Origin of the sequence: Actinocrinis sp., assembly GCF_035650855.1 — a bacterium.
In the GTDB taxonomy this organism is placed as follows: Bacteria; Actinomycetota; Actinomycetes; order Streptomycetales; family Catenulisporaceae; genus Actinocrinis.
Genome location: NZ_DASRGV010000111.1, coordinates 1 through 4,784 on the forward strand (window position 1 = coordinate 1; position 4,784 = coordinate 4,784).

General features: G+C 68.2%; 5 protein-coding genes. 3 read left to right on the forward strand and 2 right to left on the reverse strand.

What is annotated here, in order from left to right; all coding sequences use genetic code 11:
• From VFB40_RS08695 to VFB40_RS08705, 3 genes are all read left to right on the forward strand, one after another.
• Window positions 1-1,414: M1 family metallopeptidase (locus VFB40_RS08695; RefSeq protein WP_324848789.1), on the forward strand; the 1,414-nt coding region annotated here is incomplete at its 5' end.
• 135 nt (window positions 1,415-1,549) lie between these two features.
• Entirely contained in the window at window positions 1,550-2,617 is a 1,068-nt protein-coding gene (locus VFB40_RS08700) for a hypothetical protein (RefSeq protein ID WP_324848790.1), read from the forward strand.
• Window positions 2,618-2,640: 23 nt separating this feature from the next.
• Window positions 2,641-3,213, forward strand: coding sequence for a hypothetical protein (locus VFB40_RS08705; RefSeq protein WP_324848791.1), 573 nt, complete (start codon window positions 2,641-2,643; stop codon window positions 3,211-3,213).
• 51 nt (window positions 3,214-3,264) lie between these two features.
• Here the strand turns inward: VFB40_RS08705 and VFB40_RS08710 are convergent, their stop codons facing one another.
• The gene (locus VFB40_RS08710) at window positions 3,265-3,960 is read right to left on the reverse strand and encodes a response regulator (protein ID WP_324848792.1); all 696 of its coding nucleotides are present in this window, start codon (window positions 3,958-3,960) and stop codon (window positions 3,265-3,267) included.
• A 9-nt stretch (window positions 3,961-3,969) separates the two neighbouring features.
• Window positions 3,970-4,784, reverse strand: an 815-nt coding sequence (locus VFB40_RS08715) for a sensor histidine kinase (RefSeq protein WP_324848793.1), incomplete at its 5' end; no start/stop codon positions are given.

The following is a 4,784-nucleotide window of genomic DNA, read 5'->3' on the forward strand; positions in this document are numbered from 1 at the left end:
TGGGGGATGCGCTGCGGGAACGGGCACCGGTGGGGTGCCTGCGACGCCCGGGGAAGCCGCGACCACGTCGTTCGATCCGTACTTCCCCGGACACGGCGCCGGCGGTTTCCTGATCAACCACTACGCGCTGGATCTGTCTTATGCGCAGGCGGTGGGTCGCATCGCCGGTACCGCGACAATCAGACTTCTGCCATATTCCGCGCTTTCCGGGCTCAGCCTTGATCTGGCCGCCGGTATGACCGTCGTTTCTGTTCGGGCGAATGGGGCGCCGGCGCGTTTCTCCCGACAAGGCGACAAGCTGCACATCCAACCGAGCGCCGTGCTGCCGAGCGGACGGATGGCGCTGCTGGAGATCGCCTACTCCGGGCAGCCGGAGCCAGTCAGCGTCACCGGGGTTGGAAGCGTCGGCTGGCAGACCGGTGCGGCTGGTGCGACCGGTGCGGCTGCGGCTGACGTCACCGCGGTCTCGCTTCCGATCGGCGCGCCCACCTGGTTCCCCTGCGCCGATCATCCCTCGCTCAAGGCCGCCTTCGAGATCTCGGTGACGGCGCCCGCCGGAGCTTCGGTGCTCGCGAACGGTCGGCTGGTCGACAAGCAGCCGCAGAACTTCGGTACCCGCTGGACATATCGCCACGACGGTCCGATGGCGGCCTACCTCGCCACGGTCGCCATCGGAGATCTCACGATCGAGACCTCGTCCAGCCCGGCCGGCGTGCAGATCCGCGATGCGTTCCCGGCGCGGCTCGCGGATCAGGCGCGCACCGATCTCGGCAGGCAGAGCGAGATGCTCAAGACGTTCACGTCGCTGTTCGGGCCGTACCCGTTCGACGTCTACGGTACGGCGGTCCTTGACGGCGTGAACGCACTGAACCCTGCCGGTCCCCTCGGCGGTGTCTATGGCGCACAGACTCTCGGTCTCCTCGACGCGTCCATGATCGACGGGAAGCGCACTCACGAGAACCTCGTCGCCCGCGCCCTGGCCGCGCAGTGGTTCGGAGCCAGCGTCTCGCTCAGCAGTTGGGCGAACATCTGGCTGAGCACCGCGTTCGCGCGGTACGCGGAATGGATCTGGCTGGAGAAGTCAGGCGGCGCGAGCGCGGACAGGGCGGCGCGGGCCGCGATGACGCGGCTGCGCGGCCTCGGTCAGGACCTCGTGCTTTCCGACCCCGGCGCCGAGCGGATCCTGGACGAGCGGGTCGCGCTGCGCGGCGCCTGCTTCCTGCACGCGCTGCGGCTGACGATGGGCGACTACACCTTCTTCCAAGTGCTGCGGGTGTGGTGCAGCCGCAACCAGAGCGGCGTCGCGCAGACCGAGGATTTCCTCCAAGTGGTTCCCGATGTCTACACCGCGCAGGACTTGACCGCATTCATGGGTTCCTGGGTGTCCGCTGCACCGTTGCCCGACTTGCCGTAGCCCGCTGGGGTCGGTCTCGTTTCGGCATAAGGTCCGGTCACGATTCGGTGGCAGCGGGAACTCGGTCTTCGTGACGTTCGCCGGGGCTCGCTAGGATCAGCCGCTCATACTTATCAATCCTTGGAGGGGGACACAGTGTCCGAGCCATGGGGGCAGCAGCCGCAGCAGTCAGGCGGTGACTGGTCGGTTCCGCAGGGCGGGGAAGAGTCCGGCTCGTTCGCGCCGCCGCCGGTCGACCCGCAGTACGGTTCGCAGCAGTACGCGGGTCAGCAGGCACAGCCGCAGTACGGCGCTCCGCAGCAGCCGCAGTACGGTGAGCAGCCGCAGTACGGCCAGCCGGGATTCGGTGCCCCGGCCGGTCCGGGCGGATACGGCGGCTACGTGCCGCCGCAGCAGGAGAAGAACGGCTTCGCCATCGCCGGCCTCATCCTGTTCTTCACGGTGGTGCTGGGCCTTATCTTCTCGATCCTCGGCCTGGTGCGCTCGGGCAAGGTCGGCGGTAAGGGGCGCGGCCTGGCGATTGCGGGTCTGGTGCTGTCGCTTCTGGCTGGCGCCGGCTACGGAGCGTTGGGCGTGTTCGCGGCCAATAGCACCCAGCTCGACCCGGGCTGCACCTCGGCGGAGAGCTCGTTCCGCTCGATGCAGTCCAAGCTCACCGCCGACGGCAACAAGCTGACCACCGACGGCGGCAACCAGGCCACGCTGCAGTCCGACCTGGTGCTGCTCAACACCGACCTGACGAACATGAAGTCGGCGCTGGACAACGCGCTGGGACAGGCCAAGAAGCAGGAGGTCAAGGACAAGCTCCAGGCTCTGGACACCGACCTGACCGCGATGCTGAACGGACTGAAGGCGCTGCAGCAGGGCGACACCACGCAGCTGGACTCGTTCCAGACCGGGCCGACCGGATCGGCCCTGAGGCCGACGCCGTGGACAGCATCTGCTCGTTCTAAGGGCTCAGCGGGCGACCTCGAGGGCCGCCGCCGGATTCTTCCGGCGGCGGCTCTTCGCATGTCACGGCCCACTTACATGAGATTCATTCATGTTCGTGTCCGAATATGGTGGTCGCGGCTGAGATCCGGACGTCTTTCCCGACCCGCCGTGGATTCGGGCCCGGGCACCCCGTACGATCGCTGCTCGTTGTGGTTAGTTAATCCAGCTAACGTAAAAGCGCGACACGATCACGCAAGGGCACATCACTAATGGCGAATGACTCGAACGAAGCAATGTCGCTGTTCGAGACGGCTCCGGCAGACCACGCCGGAGGCGATGACCGCTCGGACGCACCGGCCAAGCAGGCGAACCCTGTGGCGCTCGTAGGCGCGATCCTCTCGTTCGTCCCCCCACTTGGGCTCGTCCTCTCCGCGATCGGGTACAAACGGTCTCGCTCGCGCATGGGTGCCGGACGAATAGCCGCGGTGATCGGCATCGTGCTCGCGGTGGTGTTCGGCGGCGTTGAGGCTTACGTGGTGTCTACGGCTCCGCTGCTGGACGCGGGCTGCCGCGACTCGAACTCCGCGGCCGACCGGCTGCGCGCCCTGCAGGCGTCCCCTGGCGGCGACTTGGCCGTACTGGCCGCTGAGCTCGACTCGATACACACCACGCTCGCCGACGCGGCGGACAAGGCCGGAAGCGCGGCGGTGCGCACGAGGATCGACCTGGTGGCCGGCGATGTCGAGGCGTTGTCAGTCGCTGTGATGAACGCCAAGACCACCGGGGACATGGGCCAGATGGTGATCGCCGAGAACAAGCTCATCACGGACGGGAACGCAGCCGACTCGTACTGCCACTCGCTCTAGCGCGAGCGGGGCGCTGGACACCTTCGCCGACGGGTTGCGGACAGCGGTGAGTCAGCCGACCAGACCGTGCCGGTACGCGTAACGCACTGCTTGGGCGCGGTCACGCACGCCGGCTTTCGCGAACAGATGGTTGATATGCGTCTTCACCGTTGCCTCGGACACGAATAGTTCCGCAGCGAACTGTGCGTTTGAGCGGCCGGCCGCGATCAGGCGTAGCACCTCTACCTCACGCACCGTCAGATTGTCCGGAGTCGGCGAAGCGGCTTCAGGCATGGGGGTTGTGCGAGCGGCGGTCGCCGCTGACACGAGCCTGCGCTGGATCTCGCCGTCGAGTACGGACTGGCCCGCGGCTGCCGCGATGACGGCACGCGCGATGTCCTCGCGGCCGGAGTCCTTGGTCAGGTAGCCGAGGGCTCCGGCTTGGAGCGCGCCGTGGATCGAAGCGTCGTCGGCGTAGGTGGTCAGCACGACGACCTTCGTGCGCGGGTGACGGGCGGTGATCAGCGCTGTCGCCTCGATGCCGTCCATGCCCGGCATGTGCAGGTCCATCAGCGCTACGTCGGGGTCGGTGGCGGCAACGGCGTCGAGTGCCTGTTTGCCGTCCGCGGCCTCGGCCACCACGGTGATCTGCGGATCGAGATCGAGCAGAGTCACCAATCCGTCACGTACCGCGGCCTGGTCATCGGCGACCAGGACGCGGACCGGGGCTTTGTCAGAGCCGGGGCTCGCCGGGCCAGCAGAGTTCACCCCTCAAGGTTAGGGCTGTGCGGGACGTGCCGGGATACGCAGGCTGACGCGCCAGCCATCCCCGCACGGCCCGGCCACGAGCGTGCCGCCGGCCAGTTCGGCCCGCTCCTTCAGTCCGGCGAGGCCGTACCCGCCGCCGGAGGAGGCGAGGGTGGTGACCGGCGCGGTCGCGGCAGCGTTCGTCACGGTCAGCTCGGTCGCCGCTTCGGTGCAGTCGAGGGCGAGTTCGACCGGCGCGCCCGGGGCGTGCTTGCGGGCGTTCGTCAGCGATTCCTGCGCGGTGCGGTACAGCGCGAGCGATGCGTCAGGCTGCAGGTTGGTGGGATCGCACTCCGCGACGACGGTGACCGTGGCACCGGTATCCGACTCGTATGTATCGGCCAGTCCACGCAGCAGGCTGCGTAAAGGCGGCGTGTCCTCCCGCAGTGCGGCGATTGCTCGGCGGGTTTCTGTCAGACCCTCACGTGCGATGCGGCGCGCGGTGACCACATAGTTATGTGCCTTATCCGGGTTCGTACCGCTGGTCAGCAGGGCGTCCGCGGCCTCCAACTGGACGGTCAGCGCGGAGAGCGAGTGCGCGAGCACGTCGTGGATCTCACGGGCGATCCGGCTGCGTTCGGCGAGGGCGGCCGCGTGCGCCTGCTCGGCGTTGGCGCGCCGCGTCTCGGCCAGCAACTGCTCGGAGGTCGCGGCGCGCTGCGCCTGCGCGCGCCGCCCGAGCCCGAGACCGAAGAAGCCGAACGTCGAGAAGACATACGCCACCCCGGTCCCGAGGTCGGCCCGGGCCAGCGCGCCGGTCACCACGATCGTCGCGCCGAAGCCGA